Origin of the sequence: Nostoc sp. C117, assembly GCF_043099735.1 — a bacterium.
Classification (GTDB): domain Bacteria; phylum Cyanobacteriota; class Cyanobacteriia; order Cyanobacteriales; family Nostocaceae; genus Nostoc.
In genome coordinates this window covers 6,733,407-6,754,069 of sequence record NZ_CP170991.1, presented here as the reverse complement: position 1 = coordinate 6,754,069, position 20,663 = coordinate 6,733,407, and the positions used below count along the sequence as shown (strand labels likewise).

24 protein-coding genes are annotated in these 20,663 nt (G+C 40.4%); 11 read left to right on the top strand and 13 right to left on the bottom strand.

Annotated elements, in window-relative coordinates; genetic code table 11:
- The first annotated feature begins 31 nt into the window (after positions 1–31).
- Both ACFG4S_RS28920 and ACFG4S_RS28915 read left to right on the top strand, forming a co-directional pair.
- The gene (locus ACFG4S_RS28920; RefSeq protein ID WP_392532340.1) at positions 32–373 is read left to right on the top strand and encodes a type II toxin-antitoxin system RelE/ParE family toxin; all 342 of its coding nucleotides are present in this window, start codon (positions 32–34) and stop codon (positions 371–373) included.
- A gap of 4 nt (positions 374–377) precedes the next feature.
- Positions 378–692: a helix-turn-helix transcriptional regulator gene (locus ACFG4S_RS28915; RefSeq protein WP_190878312.1), complete on the top strand. Its 315-nt coding sequence runs from the start codon at positions 378–380 to the stop codon at positions 690–692.
- A gap of 43 nt (positions 693–735) precedes the next feature.
- On the opposite strand, the gene ACFG4S_RS28910 is transcribed toward ACFG4S_RS28915, so the two are convergent.
- From ACFG4S_RS28910 to ACFG4S_RS28885, 6 genes are all read right to left on the bottom strand, one after another.
- Positions 736–2,442 carry an amidohydrolase family protein gene (locus tag ACFG4S_RS28910; protein WP_392532339.1) on the bottom strand — a complete coding sequence of 569 codons (1,707 nt, stop codon included), beginning with the start codon at positions 2,440–2,442 and terminating at the stop codon, positions 736–738.
- A gap of 20 nt (positions 2,443–2,462) precedes the next feature.
- Complete coding sequence (locus ACFG4S_RS28905) at positions 2,463–3,392, bottom strand: OST-HTH/LOTUS domain-containing protein (protein ID WP_392532338.1); 930 nt, start codon at positions 3,390–3,392, stop codon at positions 2,463–2,465.
- An 89-nt stretch (positions 3,393–3,481) separates the two neighbouring features.
- Complete coding sequence (locus tag ACFG4S_RS28900; protein WP_392532337.1) at positions 3,482–3,817, bottom strand: XisI protein; 336 nt, start codon at positions 3,815–3,817, stop codon at positions 3,482–3,484.
- The gene (locus tag ACFG4S_RS28895) at positions 3,805–4,221 is read right to left on the bottom strand and encodes a XisH family protein (RefSeq protein ID WP_392532336.1); all 417 of its coding nucleotides are present in this window, start codon (positions 4,219–4,221) and stop codon (positions 3,805–3,807) included. Before ACFG4S_RS28895 ends, ACFG4S_RS28900 begins: the two co-directional genes overlap by 13 nt.
- An 8-nt stretch (positions 4,222–4,229) precedes the next feature.
- The gene (locus ACFG4S_RS28890; protein ID WP_392532335.1) at positions 4,230–5,534 is read right to left on the bottom strand and encodes a glycosyltransferase; all 1,305 of its coding nucleotides are present in this window, start codon (positions 5,532–5,534) and stop codon (positions 4,230–4,232) included.
- Between the two features lie 8 nt (positions 5,535–5,542).
- Positions 5,543–6,181 carry a YybH family protein gene (locus ACFG4S_RS28885; protein WP_392532334.1) on the bottom strand — a complete coding sequence of 213 codons (639 nt, stop codon included), beginning with the start codon at positions 6,179–6,181 and terminating at the stop codon, positions 5,543–5,545.
- 523 nt (positions 6,182–6,704) lie between these two features.
- Here ACFG4S_RS28885 and ACFG4S_RS28880 point away from each other — a divergent pair.
- The 3 genes from ACFG4S_RS28880 (at position 6,705) to arsC (ending at position 8,675) form a co-directional block, all read left to right on the top strand.
- Positions 6,705–7,031: an ArsR/SmtB family transcription factor gene (locus tag ACFG4S_RS28880; protein ID WP_392532333.1), complete on the top strand. Its 327-nt coding sequence runs from the start codon at positions 6,705–6,707 to the stop codon at positions 7,029–7,031.
- Positions 7,032–7,177: 146 nt separating this feature from the next.
- On the top strand, positions 7,178–8,248 hold the full coding sequence (arsB, locus tag ACFG4S_RS28875) for an ACR3 family arsenite efflux transporter (protein ID WP_392532332.1): 1,071 nt from the start codon (positions 7,178–7,180) through the stop codon (positions 8,246–8,248).
- Positions 8,249–8,273: 25 nt separating this feature from the next.
- Positions 8,274–8,675 carry an arsenate reductase, glutathione/glutaredoxin type gene (gene arsC / locus ACFG4S_RS28870; protein WP_392532331.1) on the top strand — a complete coding sequence of 134 codons (402 nt, stop codon included), beginning with the start codon at positions 8,274–8,276 and terminating at the stop codon, positions 8,673–8,675.
- A gap of 154 nt (positions 8,676–8,829) precedes the next feature.
- Here arsC and ACFG4S_RS28865 read toward each other — a convergent pair whose 3' ends face one another.
- From ACFG4S_RS28865 to ACFG4S_RS28855, 3 genes are all read right to left on the bottom strand, one after another.
- Positions 8,830–9,516: a PHP domain-containing protein gene (locus ACFG4S_RS28865; protein ID WP_392532330.1), complete on the bottom strand. Its 687-nt coding sequence runs from the start codon at positions 9,514–9,516 to the stop codon at positions 8,830–8,832.
- Between the two features lie 337 nt (positions 9,517–9,853).
- Positions 9,854–10,882: a phosphoribosylformylglycinamidine cyclo-ligase gene (gene purM / locus ACFG4S_RS28860; RefSeq protein ID WP_392532329.1), complete on the bottom strand. Its 1,029-nt coding sequence runs from the start codon at positions 10,880–10,882 to the stop codon at positions 9,854–9,856.
- A gap of 121 nt (positions 10,883–11,003) precedes the next feature.
- Complete coding sequence (locus ACFG4S_RS28855) at positions 11,004–11,210, bottom strand: hypothetical protein (RefSeq protein WP_392532328.1); 207 nt, start codon at positions 11,208–11,210, stop codon at positions 11,004–11,006.
- 468 nt (positions 11,211–11,678) lie between these two features.
- On the opposite strand from ACFG4S_RS28855, the gene ACFG4S_RS28850 reads away from it, so the two are divergent.
- Complete coding sequence (locus tag ACFG4S_RS28850) at positions 11,679–12,617, top strand: cation diffusion facilitator family transporter (protein ID WP_392532327.1); 939 nt, start codon at positions 11,679–11,681, stop codon at positions 12,615–12,617.
- Positions 12,618–12,719: 102 nt separating this feature from the next.
- Here the strand turns inward: ACFG4S_RS28850 and ACFG4S_RS28845 are convergent, their stop codons facing one another.
- Complete coding sequence (locus tag ACFG4S_RS28845) at positions 12,720–13,094, bottom strand: hypothetical protein (protein ID WP_392536102.1); 375 nt, start codon at positions 13,092–13,094, stop codon at positions 12,720–12,722.
- A 57-nt stretch (positions 13,095–13,151) separates the two neighbouring features.
- A complete protein-coding gene (locus ACFG4S_RS28840; protein ID WP_392532326.1) occupies positions 13,152–13,370 on the bottom strand; it encodes a hypothetical protein in 219 nt (72 codons plus the stop codon).
- A gap of 144 nt (positions 13,371–13,514) precedes the next feature.
- Between ACFG4S_RS28840 and ACFG4S_RS28835 the strand changes: the two genes are divergently transcribed.
- Positions 13,515–13,892 carry a DUF6632 domain-containing protein gene (locus ACFG4S_RS28835; protein WP_392532325.1) on the top strand — a complete coding sequence of 126 codons (378 nt, stop codon included), beginning with the start codon at positions 13,515–13,517 and terminating at the stop codon, positions 13,890–13,892.
- Between the two features lie 157 nt (positions 13,893–14,049).
- Here the strand turns inward: ACFG4S_RS28835 and fxsT are convergent, their stop codons facing one another.
- Entirely contained in the window at positions 14,050–16,566 is a 2,517-nt protein-coding gene (gene fxsT, locus ACFG4S_RS28830; RefSeq protein WP_392532324.1) for an FxSxx-COOH system tetratricopeptide repeat protein, read from the bottom strand.
- A 113-nt stretch (positions 16,567–16,679) separates the two neighbouring features.
- Here fxsT and ACFG4S_RS28825 point away from each other — a divergent pair, with 113 nt between their 5' ends.
- A complete protein-coding gene (locus tag ACFG4S_RS28825) occupies positions 16,680–16,931 on the top strand; it encodes a hypothetical protein (RefSeq protein WP_392532323.1) in 252 nt (83 codons plus the stop codon).
- 215 nt (positions 16,932–17,146) lie between these two features.
- On the opposite strand, the gene ACFG4S_RS28820 is transcribed toward ACFG4S_RS28825, so the two are convergent.
- The gene (locus tag ACFG4S_RS28820; RefSeq protein WP_392532322.1) at positions 17,147–17,347 is read right to left on the bottom strand and encodes a hypothetical protein; all 201 of its coding nucleotides are present in this window, start codon (positions 17,345–17,347) and stop codon (positions 17,147–17,149) included.
- A 47-nt stretch (positions 17,348–17,394) separates the two neighbouring features.
- Here ACFG4S_RS28820 and ACFG4S_RS28815 point away from each other — a divergent pair, with 47 nt between their 5' ends.
- The 3 genes from ACFG4S_RS28815 to ACFG4S_RS28805 all read left to right on the top strand — a co-directional run bounded on the left by ACFG4S_RS28815 (position 17,395) and on the right by ACFG4S_RS28805 (position 20,426).
- Entirely contained in the window at positions 17,395–18,552 is a 1,158-nt protein-coding gene (locus tag ACFG4S_RS28815; RefSeq protein ID WP_392532321.1) for an XdhC family protein, read from the top strand.
- A 5-nt stretch (positions 18,553–18,557) separates the two neighbouring features.
- Complete coding sequence (locus ACFG4S_RS28810) at positions 18,558–19,184, top strand: NTP transferase domain-containing protein (protein ID WP_392532320.1); 627 nt, start codon at positions 18,558–18,560, stop codon at positions 19,182–19,184.
- Positions 19,185–19,934: 750 nt separating this feature from the next.
- Complete coding sequence (locus tag ACFG4S_RS28805) at positions 19,935–20,426, top strand: orange carotenoid protein N-terminal domain-containing protein (RefSeq protein ID WP_392532319.1); 492 nt, start codon at positions 19,935–19,937, stop codon at positions 20,424–20,426.
- The last annotated feature ends 237 nt before the right edge of the window (positions 20,427–20,663 follow it).

Here is a 20,663-nt window from a genome sequence, read left to right as displayed (position 1 = left end):
ATTGATATATCAGATATGATATAAATACAGTATGGGAGATCAAAGTAAACCTTTAATTTGGTTACATGGTGAAGTTAAAACCCCACCTTTGACTCAAGAAGCACGCATAGAAGCGGGTGTTCTGCTCAGACAATTACAGGAAGGTGAATCCCTTGGGTTGCCACATTCACGCCCTATGCCAAGTATAGGAATTCACTGTCATGAATTACGTATTCGAGATGCAGATAAAAACTGGAGAATCATTTATCGAATTGATGACGATGCAATCTTGATTGTTGAAGTCTTTAATAAAACAACGAGAACAACATCCAAGAAGATAATTGAGGTTTGCAAAAAGCGTCTGAGTAAATACGATACCGATCAACAGGAGTAATGTGATGGATCAAGCAAAGAAAGAACGTTTGGAATCTAAAGGTTGGAAAATTGGTACAGTTTCAGATTTTTTGGAGTTAACACCCGAAGAAACTATCTTGGTTGAAATTAAGCTAGCTCTCAGCCAAAACTTGAAGGAACGCCGACAAAAACTGATGACTCAAAGTGAACTCGCTGATAAGATTAGTTCCAGCCAACCTCGGATTGCTAAAGCTGAAAATGGCGATGCTTCAGTATCAATTGAATTGTTGATTCGGGCAATGTTAGCAACAGGTGCAACCCCTCAAGATATTGGGCAGGTGATTGCCGGTGTGGGGTAAAAGCAATTCAATGCTCCCCTCTTAAGCCTCCGTATGAAATAATTCAAACAGGAAACAAAACAGTTCCCAACTTTTCACGCCCCAAGCGATCGCTCACTTTCCCCCGACAAACAACCCGAACTCCATTAATATAAACCCCTTGGACAATCTCATCCGAGCCACGCTTAACCATCCGAGGTTCACCATCTAAAACTGGATCTGATATCTGCACTTGCGGGCTAATCGGCTGATTTAAAGCATTGGGATCGAGTAAAACTATATCTGCTTTCGCCCCAACTTTCAGAACTCCCGTATCCAGACGAAACCAAGCAGCAGGTTCTCCCGTAACGCGGCAAATTGCAGCTTCAGGTGAAAGGAACTTGGTTGCAACTGCTTGTTTGAGCAAAGACAAAGCTCCATCATAGTAGCCCAGGTTACGGACGTGAGCGCCAGCATCGGTAAAACCAGGCAAAATATGAGGATGCTGCATCATCGCTAAACGGGGTTTTAGGCGATCGTTCGCTCCTGTCGCCACCCAGCGTAAATCTGTATCGTATTTTTGTAATGCGTGGATAAATAAATCTACTGGTTCTTGTTGCTTTTGACGAGCAATTTCCGCAAAACTTAACCCTTGCCAACTTGCTTCGGGACAGTGGATAACTTCCATTAAATCTAACCGACGATGGAATGATTTACGCCGTTTACTGAGCCATTCTTGGCGAAACTGACGACGAAAAATTTCCGATGCCCATAGTTGTTGTCTTTCTTCTCGTGACTGACAGCCATTGAGTTGTGCGCCTGTGGAAAATTCTTCAAATAAGGGAGTCACAGATCCATCAGAGTAAATGGTGAAAGGTTCGGTAAGGGTTTGAAAGCGCACATTCCCATTTAGAAGCCGATTCCAAATAAAAAGTAGGGGAGAAAATATTCGCCATAGTTTGCGATCGTGTACGGCATCTAAGGCTGAGAGGACTGTTAGCCGCAGTGGTTTTTGTGCAATTCCTGAACCCATACGCAGAATATCCACAAAGGAAGCGAGTCGTTGTAAATTGGGTGTGACTTGAAAAACGCGATCGCACCGCCGACACAAATCCGCCAACATCGCATATTCATTAAATTTGGCGTGTTGAGAGGGAATTGTGCAGCCTTGCCATTCTCCACTCATCCGATGCCAAGGAAACATATCAATAGAAATACCAATAAAACCAGCATCTATTGCATCTCTGGCTATGCGCTGCATAAGCTTTAGTTCAAATTTTGTCGGCTGAACCGTTAAACTGCGTTCTAATCCCATCACATGAGCGCGTAAGGCACTGTGTCCAAACATTGGGGCAACATTGGGGCCAAGGGGTAACTGTTGCAAATGTTGTAAATATTCTGCTGGTGTCTGCCAGGAAACCGACTTTTCTAGCCATTTTGCAATCAATCGATGGGAAAGTGTCTCTACCCTCTGAAAAATATCAGCCAGGATTTGGGGTTGGGCGATCGCAACAGACAAGCTACAGTTACCAATAACCACGCTGGTAACTCCATGACGAACTGATTCACTCAATCCTGGTGCAATTTCTAACTCTAAATCGTAGTGGGTATGAATATCTATAAATCCCGGTGTCACCCATAACCCAGAAGCATCAACCACTTCAAGCCCTGGGGTAGTTAAGGAAGGTGCAAGGGTGACAATGCGGCCGTTTTCAATGCCGATATCTCCGCGCACAGGTGGAGAGCCTAAGCCATCGAAAATTAACCCGTTTTGAATCAGCAAATCTAACATAATTCTCTATTTTGATAATTTCAGCTAATTTCATTTGTTTCTTGATAAAACCGAAAATAAATTTTATATTTATTGTGTTTTTTACATTTTGATTTTTTAACTTTAAATAAATTAGATATTTTGATTATTTCCAGAATATTATTAAAGCCATAATCATTAGGCTTTATTTCTGGGTACTCTGTTTTTAGCCGTTGTTCACAAATAGATAAAGAAATCCATCCATCTTGATTTGCTATCTCTGCTCCAATACAACTCAATGCACGAACTATTTTAGTATTTTGCCATAATTTATTTTTTTCTGCTTGCGGGTTAAATGTAGAAGAATTATTTTTATTAAAATTACTTTTTGTCTGGTAATCAAAACGTTCATCAAGATTATTGTGAACCTCTATTTCAAGAGAGCCACCCGCTCTTGTTAAGGATTCATTCAAGAGTGAATACAAATTATTTAAACTATTTTGATACTTATTCATGTCATCTATATTATCGACGTTTTCGTATAATAATATATGTGCAGAAATTAAAATTGGATCAAAAATATCATTTATATCTTTAATTGTTTTTCTATATTCTTCTAAAAACTGTATTCCTCGATCTATACCTTCTTCTGTATTCAGATTAAAACCTGGTAATTTTACAAGGTGATGAATAACAGTATTTCTATCATTTACAAATTTATTAACTAAAAATTCTGCATCATCATTTAATAATAATTTATTTTCCTTTAAATGCTTGAAAATAAACCCTAACGTTTTTCTTTCTAAAATCTTCTCTCTCGCCAAAAAATCTTCTTTGGTAATTTCAGGCAATGGATCATCAATATTAGGATGAATAAATTTACTAAGCTTTTTCAGCTTATATTCAATTGCTTGACCTTCATAAACACTTACTCCAATTAACATAAAGTATTTTTTATGCTTTTCTATCAGATTATCTGATTCTTCAATCATAATTTTTTCCACCACTATGCTCAGTCTTCACCCAGCGCGTAGTTTACCGCCGTAGGCATCGCTAATTATTCAAATTTACTCAGCTAAACTTATACAACGCCATATCCCGTATATTGCCTGACATTTTGCGGGTGAAATCCTAAAACAATTTTATCTTTAGGAATTCCGGCAGCTTCTAATTCGTAGGTTACACCATCTTCTGTATCATCCCGTTGTACCCAGATTTTGCCATCGATAATGTCAATATGAACTAAGCAACCGTGAATTCTTTTAACACCGTCCCAACCAAGAGTTATTAGCAAATAGCTGTCATTTTCGCTATCAAAAACTGTTTTACATTCAATAACTGCGTAGGAGTAAGGAATTTGTGTATAAGGTACTAACACCTCTTTGATAATGCGTCGATAGTTATCTAAGGTATCCATTGGATAATCCTCTCAGTTTCAGGATTGAAAACAAGTAAATTTAAATTTTCACTTTCTATTAAAAGTGTACCAATTGGTTCTTCAAATAAAGCTGTGAATACGTTGTCACGCACTGCTAAGTATAATATTCTATCAGGTTCTAGGCGACTGATAACAGCACGATACAGAATAAATCCGCCGATGGCATTTTTGAGGTCTGCCATTTCTGAAGGACTGACAAAACTTTTAACTTCTACGGCTATTTTTTTAGTTCCTTGTTCTGCTGCTAAAAGTTGTTTTGCTCCTAAATCTACATACATATCTTTTTGACCCCATTTTAAATGCAAAGGGTCATCTGTAATTATCCAACCTTCTTTAATTAAAGAATTTTTAACAGCATCGTGATAGATATCTTTTGCAGGCATATTAGATTTTATTTATTTCTATAATCACTGTCAGGATTTTGACCACGATGCTCAGTTTTCACCCAGCGCGATCGCTCTTTTTGCACACACATCTTTAAAGTCGTCACAATCATCACAGGAATCCAATGCACCATATATAATGAACCTTGAATTGTCGCCCAAATCAAAGACCATCCTCGTAAATTTTGAAATTGGTAAAGTCCAGCAATAAAGGCAATTGTCAAAATGATACTGAGTAGTGTCTGGAGTGGAAACAAAACTGGGTGATGGCTATAAAATATTGTCCAAAGTAAGTCGGTAATTAGTCCAATTGGCAGAAGAAATTGCAATATAAAAAATAATAGTAAATCAATTTCTTTCGCCCAACCTAAAGTAAGAATTTGCGGAAAATAATCTAGGTAACGCTGATAGCCACCTTCAGCCCAACGACAGCGTTGATTCCAAAGTTTTTCCCAAGTAGTTACACCTTCTTCCTGAATTGATGGAACTGTCACAAACTCAATTTCCGCACCTGCTAAATACAGTTTGAAACAAAGATCCAAATCATCGGTGACAGTGTTCTCATTCCAACCTTGACACTTTTCTAATAATTCCCGACGAACTAACATCCCATTACCGCGCAGTTCAGACATTCCACCAATAGCAATGCGATGAGTTTGCAAAAAGCTATCACAGTTCATTTCCATCTGCTGACAACGGGTTAAGAAATTGGTATTAGCATTAGAAATCGCTTTTCGCACTTGCACTGCACCGATCGCTTGTTTCTGAAACAGCGGTACTGTTTGCTGGAGAAAATTGGCAGGTAACTGAGCATCTGCATCACATACTAGAATAATCTCCCCTTGGGTAAAAGGAAACACCGCATTCAACGCCCCTGATTTACCACCTTTTGATTCCCGTCGATGAACTTGCAAAGATGGAAATTGAATTTGTAATTCCCTCAAAACCTGGGGGGTTTCATCGGTACTACCGTCATCAACAACCCAGATATCTACAGAATCGCTGGGATAATTCAATTGGCATAGGCTGTAAACTAGATTAGCCAAGACTGGACTTTCATTTTTAGCCGGAACTAAAATCGAGACTGACGGTAAATAAATCTCACTCTCCATCACCGGCGCCCCTGGTTTTGCTAACAGCATCCGTAATGTTTGCACAGTCAGGATTGCCGTTAATCCCAGCATCAACCATTGTGTTTCTGGTAGCCAGTGCAGCAAACTCACACCACCCCAAACTAATAAAACTACTATGGTTGCTTTGAGACGGCGATGAAAGCTAATATTTTTATTGGGCTGATAAGTACTTCTTCCCACTTTATTTGCTATATCCTTTCGGTTCGTGGCTTAGTCTTGCGACGTAATAATAGCATCGTCACTGCTCCCAGAAGAAAACCGCCTACGCCCGCTGCAACTGCTAGAATTCGTCCCAATTGTTGAGCAGCATTTAGCACTGGGTTATTTAGCAGATTTGAGGAAAAATGCAGCGATTGAATCGTCCATTTATCTTGGAGTTTTTGCAGCACTGCTGTCCATCGCAACGCCATATCAGCCGTTTTGCCATCTTTGAAAGAAAAAGATGCGATCGCCTCTCCAGATGAAACATCTATCTCTGGAGTCAGAAATGTTCTGAGAGTATCTCCCTTTAGTTGCATTTTGATATCTTTAATAGAACTGGAAAACTGCTGATTCCAGTACTTTTCAAACTCAGGAACTTTGTGAAAAATCTGGTTATCAACTGTTGTGATTGTGAAATTTGGGTGCAAGTAAGGCTGTATTTTGGCAAAATTGCGAGTGTTTAGGGCTTCGAGGGCAATATCCCGTGTGCGAATAATTGCATTTATCTCCTGTGGATTGACATCTGCTAGAGCGTATTGGGGTAGATTCCAAATTACCAAGACTAACAAAAGACTCCAAAGTAGCTGAGTGTATTTATATATGGTTGCTTGTCTCTGTTTCATCATCTAAAAAAAACTGTAGATTGGGTGATGCTTACCGATAATTTTTTAATCTTAATACCCACATTCCGCACTTCATTTTATAGGACATAAAGAAATACAAACATTTTGCTGATTGACTTCGGCAACACTATTAACAATCCAAGTAGCCTTCACCAAGGGTATGCCGCCTACATGAAGATTCGAGAGTATTTGAAGGTATAGCAAAGCAAGCTAAAGCTGTAGTGTCCCGACGCAAGTTTTCTGAGATGAGAGTTAAGCATAGGATGGGACTTTTATCTATAGAAAGAAAGTTGCACATCGCGTTAATTAATTTATAGATCAATTAAGCCCAAAACCCTCATGTAGAAACGCGATTTATCGCATCTTGAAGATTTATCGCGTCTTCAAATACCAATTATCTACATAAATAACCTTTAACCCAAGTGTATTGATGCACGCATTTGTCTTAGGCTATTAAGCTAATTTCCGGAAGATGACTAATCTATGATTTAGACTTTACCATAAAGAAATACTTCAATAAAATTTGATGGCTCCTAATAGCACCTCCATTCCTGATACGATCGCTGCTGGCTTTCATGCCCTGTCTGACCCCCTACGAATTCAGGTTTTAGAACTGTTACGCTCTCAAGAGCTATGTGTGTGTGACCTGTGTGACCACCTGGGAACCACTCAGTCTAAACTGTCTTTTCACCTCAAAACCCTGAAAGAAGCTGGTTTAGTTCGCTCTCGTCAAGAAGGTCGCTGGATTTACTACAGTCTCAATCTGGCACAGTTTGTCACCCTAGAGCAGTATTTAGCAGAATTCCGCCGCTTTAGCCCAATATTACCTATTCGTCCACCCTGCGAGAGTTAAAAAATGCATCAATTTTTTTTGTAATGTTTTGTTCATTTATAGCTTTCTAAATGTTGACAAATCAATTTTTTTTGAAATGATAGAAATATACTCTTGATATAACTCACAGGAGTGGGGTCAATGAAGATAAGTGTACGGATTCTGTAATGAACAAAAAAACTTCAAAACGCCTCTCCTTTATTGACCGTTTCCTAACCTTGTGGATTTTTTTAGCAATGGCGATCGGTGTTGGTCTGGGCTATTTCTTTCCTGGTGTAGAAGCATTTATCAACCAGTTCCAGGTGGGAGCAACTAATATACCGATCGCCATCGGGTTAATTCTGATGATGTATCCGCCCCTAGCCAAGGTGCGGTATGAAGAGTTAGGAGATGTATTTCGCAACGGAAAAATTCTTGGTGTGTCACTACTTCAGAATTGGATCATTGGGCCAATTTTGATGTTTGCTCTAGCGACTATCTTCTTACATGGTTACCCTGAATACATGACGGGATTAATTCTGATTGGATTAGCCCGTTGTATTGCAATGGTAGTTGTGTGGAGTGACTTGGCAAGAGGGAATACAGAGTACACAGCTGGATTGGTTGCCTTTAATAGTATCTTTCAAGTCATCTTTTATAGTCCTTATGCATGGTTCTTCATCACTGTCTTGCCACCACTATTTGGGTTACAAGGCAGTGTTGTTAATGTCAGCATTGCTGAGATTGCCAAAAGTGTATTTATCTATCTCGGTATTCCCTTTTTAGCTGGATTTTTCACTCGTTTCTTTCTAGTGAAACTGAAAAGTAAGCAGTGGTATCACGAGGAATTTGTGCCTAAAATCAGCCCGATTACGCTGATTGCTTTGTTATTTACAATTGTGGTTATGTTCAGCTTAAAAGGGAATTTGATCGTTCAAATACCCTTGGATGTAGTGAAGATTGCAATTCCGCTGATCGTCTACTTCGTCATCATGTTTCTAGTCAGCTTTTACATGGCTTGGCGCATTAAGACAGACTATTCTAGAGCCGCAAGTGTAGCCTTTACAGCCGCCGGAAATAATTTTGAACTAGCGATCGCAGTGGCGATCGCCGTCTTTGGCATTAATTCAGGCGTTGCTTTTGCTGCCGTTGTCGGACCTCTGGTGGAAGTCCCTGTATTAATTGGTCTGGTTAATGTTGCTTTCTGGTTTGAAAAACGTTATTTTTCGTCATCTGAATCGAGAACCCGATCAATCTAGTCAAATTATTCTGGGGAGTTGAACTATGAAACGTGTGATGTTTGTCTGTAAAAAGAATTCTGCCCGTTCTCAAATGGCAGAAGGTTTTGCCAAAACTCTGGGTAAGGAAAAGATTGAAGTGATTAGCTCTGGATTAGAAGCAAGTAAAGTGAGACCAGAGGCGATCGCGGCCATGAAAGAAGTTGGCATCGACATTAGCGATCAATATTCCAAATCTCTGAGTGAGTTTAAAGCAGAGGACTTTGATGTAGTAATTTCTTTGTGTGGCTGTGGAGTGAATTTGCCTGAAGAATGGGTACTGCGGGAAATATTTGAAGACTGGGAATTGGATGATCCAGCAGAACAACCAGAAATTTTCCCCAGAGTGCGCGATGAGATTCAAGAACGAGTTACTCAATTAATTGAGTCTGTCAATAATAATTCATAAAGCTGCCAACAGGAAAATCAGCGTAAAAGAATTTTGCGGAGCCAGAGACGCTCCGCTTAGGGTCAATTAATTTAACCAAGGGGTTTTCTTGTTTTACCTTTAAAACCAGCTTAAATCCTATTCCCAAGGCTCGTAAATTGGCTAAGGTATTGCTTTACAAGCGCTGTAGTAAATTCAAGCCGTGGGTATCAGTACCACACGTATTGAAAAGAAAGTATTCATCAGCTAACTTTTGCACTTGTTCCGATTCCAAGACGCTTGGTTGCCAAGGATTGGGATTATTGTAGGCATAGAAAGCTTCCACACCATCAATATCCGCTTGAGCCGCAGCTGGAATTAAATCAAAATGCGATCGCTTGTAACGAGCTGGATGAGCCAAAACTGCCAATCCCCCTGCTTCATGAATAGCAGCAATCACGTTACTTGCTTGATATTCTTTGCCTATAGTCGGCCTTCTTTGCACATAGGGTTTGATACTGGGGTGTTCTGGCTCGAAAGCATAAGCCAAAATGTGAACTTCTATGTCCAAGAGGTTGGCATTGATTTCCACACCACTCCACAATAGAGGAGTGCTTGCACCAGGATTATTCCACTTCCAATCCTCTAACCAAGCAAGCGATGCTTGATAGCCGCTAATACAATGATGATCGGTAATCGCTAATCCTTTTAACCCAATTGCGATCGCCTGTTCCATCAATCCACTCGGCTGCAACCTGCCATCTGAGTAGATAGTGTGCATATGAAAGTTGAATAATCTGGGACAACTATGTGCATCAATGTTCTGGAATACTTGCTTCAAAAGTTCTGTAGAAGCAATCGTGCGGGACAAATTTACAACCATAACCCCCTCTAAACAAAATATATATTGCTAACACACTAAAACGCCACACCTACATATGAGAAATACTCAGGTCTGTAAATTAGTGTTGACAGCTAATTTCTCAGCTTTATTAGCAAATTTTTCGATATGTTAAGACTACGTTAGCAAATCTCAACCTCAGTAGTCATGGGTAATTAGGACTACTCTTAAATATCAGAAGTAATAAATATTTCATACTTTATCCTACAATTATACTTATATTCTCAGTGGAAAATGACTTATATTCTCAAGCCTAGTAGAGAAAGTTACTCTACTAAGCCAAAACTCAAATATTATACTTTTGTATAAAAGACATTTATTAAATTTGTAATCCCACTACTTCCCCCGAACCACTAATGACTTCACCAATGGCAAAAGCGGCAATTTCATGCGATTGAAAATGGCTAATTGTCTGCTCTACCCGATCGGGCGACACGAGCAATACAAATCCGATTCCCATATTAAAAGTATTATACATAGCTTGGGGACTGACCTCTCCGGCTTCAGCTAACCATTGAAATACAGGGGGAATATTCCAACTGTTGGAGTCAATTTTAATTCCTTGACCTTTTCCCAAGCATCGAGGCAAATTTTCTGGTAATCCGCCACCTGTGATATGAGCCATACCATGAATTGACAAACCTGCTTGTAGCGCTGCTAAAACCGGTTTGACATAAATGCGCGTCGGTTTCAGGAAAGTTTCACCGATAGTTTCGCCGCCTAACAATTCTGGAGTATCGCTCCAGGCAAAGTTGCCATCGCTAACAATCTTTCGGACTAAGCTGAAACCATTACTGTGTACGCCAGTACTAGGAAGAGCGATCGCCACATCTCCTACTTTTACCTGGGAACCATCAAGCATCAAACTTTTTTCAACAATTCCCACACAAAATCCAGCCAAGTCATATTCACCCACTTGATAGAAACCAGGCATTTCTGCCGTTTCTCCTCCCAGTAAAGCACAACCAGCTTGCTTACATCCAGAAGTTATACCCGCAACCACATCAGTTAATTGCTCTTTATCCAGCTTCCCAGTTGCCACATAATCTAGAAAAAACAACGGTTCTGCACCAGATGTCAACACATCGTTAACACACATTGCCACCAAATCAATCCCAACAGTATCATGCCGATTGAGAAGGTGAGCAATTTTCAGCTTTGTACCCACACCATCTGTCCCAGAAACCAAAACCGGTTCCTTAAAACCCCCTGGTAATTGAAAACAGCCACCAAAGCCACCCAACCCACCAATGACTCCAGGTGTGAAAGTACTGTGAACCAAGTTGCGAATTTGCTCTACAAAGCCTCGACCCGCCTCAACATCAACTCCTGCATCCCGATAATCCATTCCTTACTACACCTTGTATTAATTTAAGCTAGAAGTCAGGAATTAAAAAAAACCCTAACTCCTGTATAGAGACAATTAATCACGTCTCTCTTGTATGGACACTATTAATTGCGTCTCTACTTTAAAATACTTCATCTTCAATACCGCGCCACCATTCCCCCAAATTCATCATATCTTGGTAAATATCTTCTAATTCTTTGTTGTAGGTCTCGTCTGTAAGTGTAGCTCGACGCTCTTCCAGTTTCTTGAGACGCAATTGTACTAATAGCCAAGGTTTAGTGATGCTATCTGTTGCTTCAATATATTGTGCTAGTTCTTTACTATCCATAAAATAATGTTTTAATTTTCATCCTACTACTTTTAAGATACAAGAGGCATACAAGGGAGAGGGGGGAGACAAGGGAGAACGGGGAGACAAGGGAGAAATATTGCTACCTTGTCTACCTTGTCCCCCTGTTCGTAATTAGATGCAAAAATTGAGTAATTTAATTTTTGGATGTCCCTTACCGGAACTGCGGCAGCGATCGCTAATGCTGTCTATCATCCCACAGGTAAGCACGTGCGAGATTTGCCAATTGCCTTAGACAAACTACTGTAGATATGGCGATCGCAACATTACCAGTATTAGCAAGAAGTTCATACGGGGCAATGATCCCTTGTAGAGACGCGATTTATCGCGTCTTGAATTTATCGCGTCTTGAAATACCAATCAGTAGAAGACTCAGGACTGATGACCAACTCAAGTAAAATTTGGTACTCTTAACTGGGAATCACTGTAATTACCTCCGTGACCGAGATGAGTAGTCGAACAGCCCGATCCTACGCTTTCTTATCGATTGCAGCGGCAATCGTCACTATTGGCATAAAATTTGGCGCTTACCTGCTAACCGGATCGGTAGGTTTGCTTTCAGATGCTATTGAATCAATTGTAAATCTTGTAGCAGCATTGGTGGCTCTATGGGCATTGACCTATGCTGAGAAACCAGCCGATGCTGAACATGCTTTTGGGCATTCTAAAGCCGAATACTTCTCCAGTGGTGCAGAAGGTGCATTGATTATAGTGGCAGCCATTAGCATTGCTGTTGAAGCTTCGGGACGCTTGTTGCATCCAGAACCATTAACACAGCTGGGATTAGGGTTAGCACTCTCCCTATTGGCAACTGCAATCAACGGCGTTGTTGCTTTTATCTTGCTACGGGCAGGGCGACGGTTACGTTCTATTACACTGAGGGCTGATGCTCACCATCTGTTTACCGATGTGGTGACTTCGGGTGGTGTAGTAGTTGGAATCTTCCTTGTCCAGGTAACAGGCGCTCTCATACTCGATCCAATTGTTGCACTGATAGTAGCAGTAAATATTACTTGGACAGGATTTCGTTTGCTACGGGAAACCAGTAGCGCGTTACTGGATGCAGCTTTACCTAAAAAAGAAATTGACGCAATCAAGAGCATCCTTAAAGAGTACAAACGTCAAGACATCCAGTTTCATGCCTTGCGAACCCGCACTGCTGGAACCCGTAGGTTTGTTTCGTTTCATGTTCTTGTGCCTGGAGTTTGGACAGTGCAACAAGGGCATGATTTGTGCGAGGAAATTGAGCTTGCTATTGTTCGGGTGCTGCCTTCAACCCACGTTACAACTCATCTGGAACCTATAGAAGATCCAGTTTCTTGGGAAGATTTGGAGTTAGAGCGTCCAAGCAATCAGCAAGTGCAAGATATAAGCGCAAGAGATTAATTACTGTCCATCGCATCTCTCATCAACTGCAACGCCAAATACTGCAAATGCGTAGGCGTAGCCAGCCGTAGGCATCGCCATTTTCAAACTCAATTAAGTTGATTAACTTGCGATCGCAACTGTCTTTTTCCGCGAAGGACGTTTGCGGTCTGATTTTTTCTTCAGTCCTACAGCTTGAGCCTGATCGCTATCTGAACCATATTGCCCGCGTACAACTTCTTTCATCGCTAATACAGCATTATGAAATTCCCATTCTGCTAATCGGGCAGCATCAGCAGCAGCACGGTATAAAGCTAGTTTCTCAGTTTCAGTTTGCTGAGAAATCAACATCGCTTGATAAACTTCTTGTAACTTAGCAACTGAGGCATCAGCACGAGTTGTATTGTAGGTGCTGACGGTTTGCAAACCGTGGAATGAGTCAATATCTTGACTAATGTTTTGAGGGCGCAAACGGCGTGTTGTATCTTGGATGGTCATAGATATATACAGTAGTGTAGTGTACATATAATGTACCCATTGCAACTCAAAAATTTATCAGTAAGGTAAAGTTTTTAAATCGGACAAGTTTAAAAAAAAGGTAAGCATTTGCAATGTATCAACTTGCATTGTGAATGTATCAACTTGCATTGTGAATGTATCAACTTGCATTGTGAATGCATCGACTTGCATTGTGAATGCATCGACTTGCATTGTCAATGTATCGACTTGCATTGTGAATGCATCGACTTGCATTGTGAATGCATCGACTTGCATTTACAGTTGAATCAGTTTTAAACTAGGAGGAGCATTAAAATTTCTAACACTCTAAAGCTGAAGTACTACTAGTGGGAATACAATCAAAAAATTATACAGTTTTGTTAGTAGAGACTGCACTAGAAAATAGCGGAGGTTAAAGCAATGGATGAGCGCGATCGGTACTTACAAATCGCTCTGGTTCTTGTTGGCATAGCTTTTTTACTTATCTATCCGCTAACTCAGGTCTGGGCATCAGGCTGGTTATGGCAACCAGGTCAGCACGAATACGAACAGATGATCGTTGGTGTTTATGCAACACTTGGTGTCTTTTTGCTGTTAGCTTCAAGGCAACCAGAAGCTCACCTCAGTTTAATCTGGTTCACCGTCTGGTCAAGTGTAGTCCACGGGCTGATAATGGCGGTACATGCAGTAATTGACCCTCTTGAACAGGGACACTTGTTTGGTGATGTTCCAGCATTGTTTTTGGTAGCAATTGTCCTTGGCTTTTTAGCGCCCCGCAAAGTGGTGTCAAGTACATGAGCCGGTATGGAATGTCTGTACATCTCTTGCAATTGAAGATATAAGCAAAGGCGATCGCTCTTTGAAGTTAGAATTGATGGCGATCGCTGCTAAAATTTAAACTACAACTATTGTGTGGCATCAATTTGGTGTGATTTTGGGGGAAAGGGTGCGATCGTTAGAGATATGCTTCTCTTAAAAAGATTGCATAATTTTCCCTTACCGTCATTGTATGGGGATGATCTACACCTAAAATACGTTCATAAATTGTCAAAGCTTGCTGATACAGAGGTTTGGCTTCGCCGTAGCGTCCTGTAAATTCGTAGAGTGCCGCAAGATTGTTCAGGCTAGCCGCGACATTAGGATGCTTGTCTCCTAGTAAGTGTTTTATCAGATCCAAAGCTTGCTGATACAGAGGTTCAGCTTCGCTGTAGCGTCCTGTAAAACAGTAGAGTGCTGCGAGATTGTTCAGACTAGTGGCGACATTGGGATGATTGTCTCCCAGTAAGCGTTTGCTTAGTTGCAAAGCTTGCTGATGCAGAGGTTCGGCTTTGCTGTAGTGTCCTGTATAACAGTAGAGTGTTGCGAGATTGTTCAGGCTAATGGCGACATCAGGATGATTATCTCCCAGTAAGCGTTTTACCAAATCCAAAGCTTGCTGATAGAGGGGTTTGGCTTCGCTGTAGCGTCCTGTAGAACAATAGAGTTCTGCGAGATTGTTCAGGCTAATGGCGACATCGGAATGATTGTCTCCCAGTAAGCGTTTTCTCAGTTCCAAAGCTTGTTGATAGAGGGGTTCGGCTTCGCTGTAGTGGCCTGTAGAACGGTAGAGTTCTGCGAAATTGTCCAAGATAGTGGCGACATCGGAATGATTGTCTCCCAGTAAGCGTTTTACCAAATCCAAAGCTTGCTGAAAGAGGGGTTCGGCTTCGCTGTAGCGTCCTGTAGAACAATAGAGTGCTGCGAGATTGTTCAGACTAATAACGACATCAGGATGATTGTCTCCCAATAAGCGTTTTCTCAGTTCCAAAGCTTGCTGAAAGAGGGGTTCGGCTTCACTGTAGCGTCCTGTAGAACGGTAGAGTTCTGCGAGATTGTTCAGACTAATGGCGACATAAGAATGTTCTAAACCAAGACGATTTTTAGTGACTTTTTCACACTGCTGTAACCAAGGTTCTGCTTGCTGATAAAGTCCTTGACCTTGATAAAACCAGCTTAAGCCTGTGAAGGGACAAATTAAATCCTCGTCGCTGAGATATTGGGATAGGTGGGTTGCAACTTCTGCAATGTGGGAGATAAAGGGAGTGAAGTTGAAAATATCTTCACGGTTAGGCTGTTGAGGAATTTGCTTTGCCACCTTTCCCATCTGCGCTACAAAAGCAGTTTTCACCTCATCCGCCTCACTTGACTTATCCAATTTCATTTGGAAAAATTGCCGAATCAGTGGATGTAGACGATATATTCCTTTACTTTGCCATTGTATTAAATGTAGTTTCAGTAAATCACCTATGGCTTTATCGTTGAGTTCTTGTTTTTCGTCATCTTCTATCGCCTCAACAGAAAAAGGAATATCAGCCAAAGCATACAAACTCAGCCAGCAGCCTAAGCTTTGTGCATTTTCATCCAATTGTTCCCAACTCAATGCAAAAGCTTCAGCGACACCATATTCATAATGCATTAATGGGTTAGCTTTGGCTACTGCTTCATGTTCCAGTCGCTTTTTTTCTAGCCGCTTCAGCATTTTTTCCAGAGACAAATCTGGCATTGTATCCAGATATCGCCCCACCAACTCTAACGCCAAAGGCAAATATCCCAAGAATTTACAAATTTCTCTCGCAGCCCAAGGTTCGCTTTTAAGTCGTTCTCTGTCAATCAGCGATTTTAATAATTTCATCGCCGCCAATGGTTTTAGAACACCTAAAAGTAATTGCGGCAAAGTTCTATCAAACCCCAGGCGCGTTGTCAGCAATACTTTAAACCGGGGTGATTCTGGGGGTAGATAAGGCTGAACCTGTGTTTTGTAGTCGGTGACATCATCAAAAACCAGCAGCACTTCACCTTGTTGCCAATTCTGCCAACAGTATCTCAGCCTATCTGCTAATTCCCAATCGTCCGGTGCAATGAGTTTAAATTTCAATTGGGCAAATCTGAGAATCTGAATTCCGACATCTATTCCCTGTGCTGATAACCAGCAAACCCCACCTTGATATTTCTGCAAATGCTGTTTGGCGTATTGGGTAGCAAGTTCAGTTTTGCCTACTCCACCCATACCCGCCACAGCTACAATTGCAACTTGCCGAGATATTTGTAATTGCTCGTGCAGTTTTAGTAGTTCCGCCTCACGTCCCACAAATTTTTCAAATGGGACAGAAGGGGGAATATTTTGATGAATTTCTTTAATTGTGGGGTGGGCATCTTGCCCGCCATTATATTTGTTTGTCAAACAAGCCCGTAACTTTTCTAGCTTACCGCGACTGTTAGAAGTGGCTAATTCAGGATAACTCTTGGCAAACTTTTCATACACTTCAGCCATCCGCTTTTTAACAGCAGCAACACCAATGTTTAACTCGCTGGCAACTTTTGCCTCACTATTGCTTGATTTTTCAGTCTTCAACCGCTCTATAAAAGCTGCCTTTTCCTCCAAGGACAAGTCATGATTTGCGGCTTCTTGTTCTAGAAAATCACGCCATTGCATAGACAGCTTGTAAGATTTCTACTTAATTCTACTTAAGTTTCTACTTCTAGGCAATCTCCTCTTCTTCTGGCAGAAATACCATTTGCATAGAAACATTTAGAAGAAGTTCAGCCATGAAAACCGTTTTACTCAACGCCAATCAAACCACTCAAACTTCGCCATTAATCCCCGCCTCGCCAACATCGGTAGAAAATCCATCTACTTGGATGCGAGATGGATACAGTCCCACTGAAATCATCCTCGCGGCGGCAATTTTAACTTCATTGTCGATTGGGGGAATTGGTACAGTGATTGTGGCAATTACGGGTTTAGTTAAAACTTTAGTGCCTGTAATGGTAAGCCCAACAAAGGAAAAAAAGAAGTAAACCACGTCTATCTTGAAACCTGTAGTTCTTCTTTGATGAAAAAGATTTGCCCTCATCCCCCAACCCCTTCTCCCCAAGGGAGAAGGGGAGCTAGAATTTCAAAGTCCCTCTCCCATATCTGGGAGAGGGATTTAGGGTGAGGGCGAAAACTAGGGTTCTCAACTTAGATGAAGTTTAGTCAACTTAAAGGCTGTTTTCTTCCTGCCCTTTAACTTCTACTTTTCCTGATAAAGTTTTAAGTCGGGCAAGCTTAAACAAAAAGTAAGCATTGTGAATGCATTAGCTTGCATTGCGAATGCATCGACTTGCATTGCGAATGCATCGACTTGCACTGTGAATGCATCAACTTGCATTGTGAATACATCGGCTTGCATTGCGAATGCATCAGCTTGCATTGTGAATGCATCGGCTTGCATTGTGAATGCATCTTGCAGAGTATATTAAAATACACTTAAACAATCAAATGAACGAATTACAAGCAATTTTAGAAGGCTTTGAGTCAAGTCAAAAAATTGGTGAAATTACTTTCCTTGCCACTGTAGTCAAAACTCAAGGTTCAACTTATCGCCGACCAGGTGCTAAAATGCTGATGACAAATACAGGTCGCATGGTCGGAACAATCAGCGCTGGTTGCTTAGAAAACGACGTATTTGAACATACTCAACAACGAATGTCAGACGGACAACCAATTGTTGTTACTTACGATAGTACCGCTTCTGAAGATATTCTGTGGGGCTTTGGTTTGGGGTGTAATGGGATAGTGCAAGTTCTCATCGAACGTCTTGAGCGAGAAAATACACCAAATGCGATCGCTTTTACACAAGAATGCTTTAATAAAAAACATTTGGGTATTATTGCTACAGTCTTCGCCTTTGAAGGCGCAGTCAAGGTCAAACTTGGGTCGCGCTTATTGCTATATCCAAATGGTAAAATGCTGACTGACATCAAAGATGCCAATTTAATTCAATCTCTGCTTGCAGATAGTCAAGCAGCCTTTGCTAATCAAAAGTCAACGGTAAAGAAATATCAGTTACCTTTAGGCAGTGCAGAAGTTTTCATCGAAGTCATCCAACCACCTACACATGCAGTAATATTTGGTGCAGGTTATGATGCTGCACCAGTAGCCCAGTTTGCTCAAGCATTAGGTTGGGAAGTTACTATAGTCGATTGTCGAGCTAATGAGGCAACTAAGGCGCGATTTACTATGCCTTGTGATGTTATTCTTAGTCGCCGAGAAATTGTACATAAACAGGTATTTATAAATGCCCACACAGTTGCTGTAGTGATGACGCATAATTATCTTGACGACGGAGAAATTTTGAAAATGTTGCTGCCATCTCCTGCACCCTACATAGGAGTTTTAGGCCCAAAGCTGCGTACTGAAAGATTGCTAGAAGATTTACGTCTGCAAGGAATAGATTATACTACAGAACAATTAAAAAGATTACATAGCCCAATTGGGATGGACATTGGAGCAGATACACCTGAAGAAATAGCGATCGCTATTATTGCAGAAATTCAAGCAGTGCTAACAAATCGCAGTGGTAATTTTTTAAGAAATCGCCATCAACCAATTCACCAACACGATGAAACCAACTTAAACTTGCTACTTACCACATAGTTTTTATGACTGCTATATACAATGAAAAATCAACCATAGCCATTATGATTCTTGCTGCTGGTGCATCTACACGGATGGGTACACCAAAACAACTACTGCTTTACCAAGGGCGTAGCTTTTTGCAATATACTACAGAAATGGCGATCGCTTCAGTTTGTCAACCTGTGGTAGTAATTCTTGGAGCAAATGCAGAACAGATTTATCCCGTAATTAAGCAACTTCCTGTTAAAGTAGTTAAAAACTTGGATTGGTCTTATGGAATGAATACTTCAATCAAGAGCGGTATTGAAGTGTTAAATAATCTTCCGCAAAAAATAGAAGCAGTAGTGATTACACTTTGCGATCAACCATTTCTTTCTCACCAAATTATTAATCAACTTGTTGATACATATTATTCAACAAAAAAACCGATTATTGCTTGCGAATATGCAGGGACATTGGGTGTACCTGCTCTATTTAATCAGAGATTTTTTTCAGAACTTGCTGGTTTGAAAGAAACTTCAGGAGCCAAAAAAGTTATTAATAATAATCTTAATGAAGTGTTTTCTATTCCTTTTCCTCAAGGTAAAATCGATATTGATACACCAAAAGATTATGAACAATTCCTATCAATTATTCGAGCAAAAAACTAATATCATGTCCGTTTCATTATAAGCTAATGTGCTTTTCTAAATTTTGACGTTATGTGGAAAAGCTAACGAAAAATCTAACCCCCTAACCCCCTCTTCCCTACGATGAAAGGGGCAGCAAAACTCCCCTCTGGGCTTGCCTAACGGCAGACTAACGCCAAGGTAGAGGAGTTTTCCAGGATTACTAAATTGGTGTTCTACGGGGGTTAGGTTACGGAGACTTAGATGTTAGAAAAAATACTTTTAAAATATCCTCTTCACAATAAGCTGTACCTCACTTTGGTGTAGCCTCTTATAGAGAAGTTGCAATCTGCTGTATATGGTGATTCGCAGCCTGGTAAGGTGCTTTTTCAAAGCTACTAAACTTTTTGGTGTATCTCAGTTGCTTAGCCCTGTTATGTCACTCTCGGAAAACAATAATTGAAGCAAGATTCTAAAACTTTTATTGAGTCAAGCTTTGAGACATTATTTTCTAACAGAAACTAAAATTTATAGCCAAAAACCCAAAAGCAAAGCTCTCAAAGGCTTTCAGGCATTGGCTTCTCCCAAAGTGACAGAACAGGGTTAGTAAATGCTATGAGTTCATCAAATATAATCTTTCTAATGCAGGACTACACGTCCTCCAATTTATGTTCTCTTTCTAAATTGTTCCTCTTTCTGATTCAAATACATATGTCTTCAGTAAGGTAAAACTCTAAATATATATTTGATAAGGTTAGTTATGAAAGCAATTAATTGCAATTGGAGTTAATAATGACATATACACAAACTAGCGATCCAACTATTCGTCAAAATGTTGAAGCTTGGCAAAAATTAGATGTGGATCAACAGCTCGCTTTGTTTTGGTTTATCTATAAAGAAATGGGTAGTTCAATTACTCCAGCCGCTCCGGGTGCTAGCACTGTTTCCCCAGAAATTGCTGAAGGTTTATTTAATCAAGTTAAAGAATTAACCCACGAAGAACAATTGCAAGTTCAGCGCGATCTAATTAACAAAGTAGATACCCAAATTTCTCGTGAATATGGTTCTTTGGGTGATACAACCAAGCTACTTTTTTGGTATCGATTATCTCAAGGTATGGACAATGGTAGTATCATTCCTGTACCCGATGATTATCAACTTCCGTCAGAATCTCAAGCATTGTTTAGTAGAATTCAAGGATTAGACTTTGAGCAACAGATTACTCTTTTCCGTGATTATGTTTCGCCAATGGGTGCCGAAGCAAAATCAGGTGCAGAAATTTAGGAAGAAATTTAGGAATTTTTAACTAGCATTTGGAAATTTTGACGTTCCTTTAAGCTACCCAGAGTAATCTGATTTGATTTCGAAAAATTACTTAGCTTAGCTAGGGAAGTCCAGTTAAAAAAACATCGCATCTTAGGGGCGCAGGGTTTTGTGTCCCTAATCATTTTCTATTTAAAAGCTGATATAATCCAATAGCTTTGGTTAAGCGTTATTGGTGTAGATGATTGGTCTTTGAAG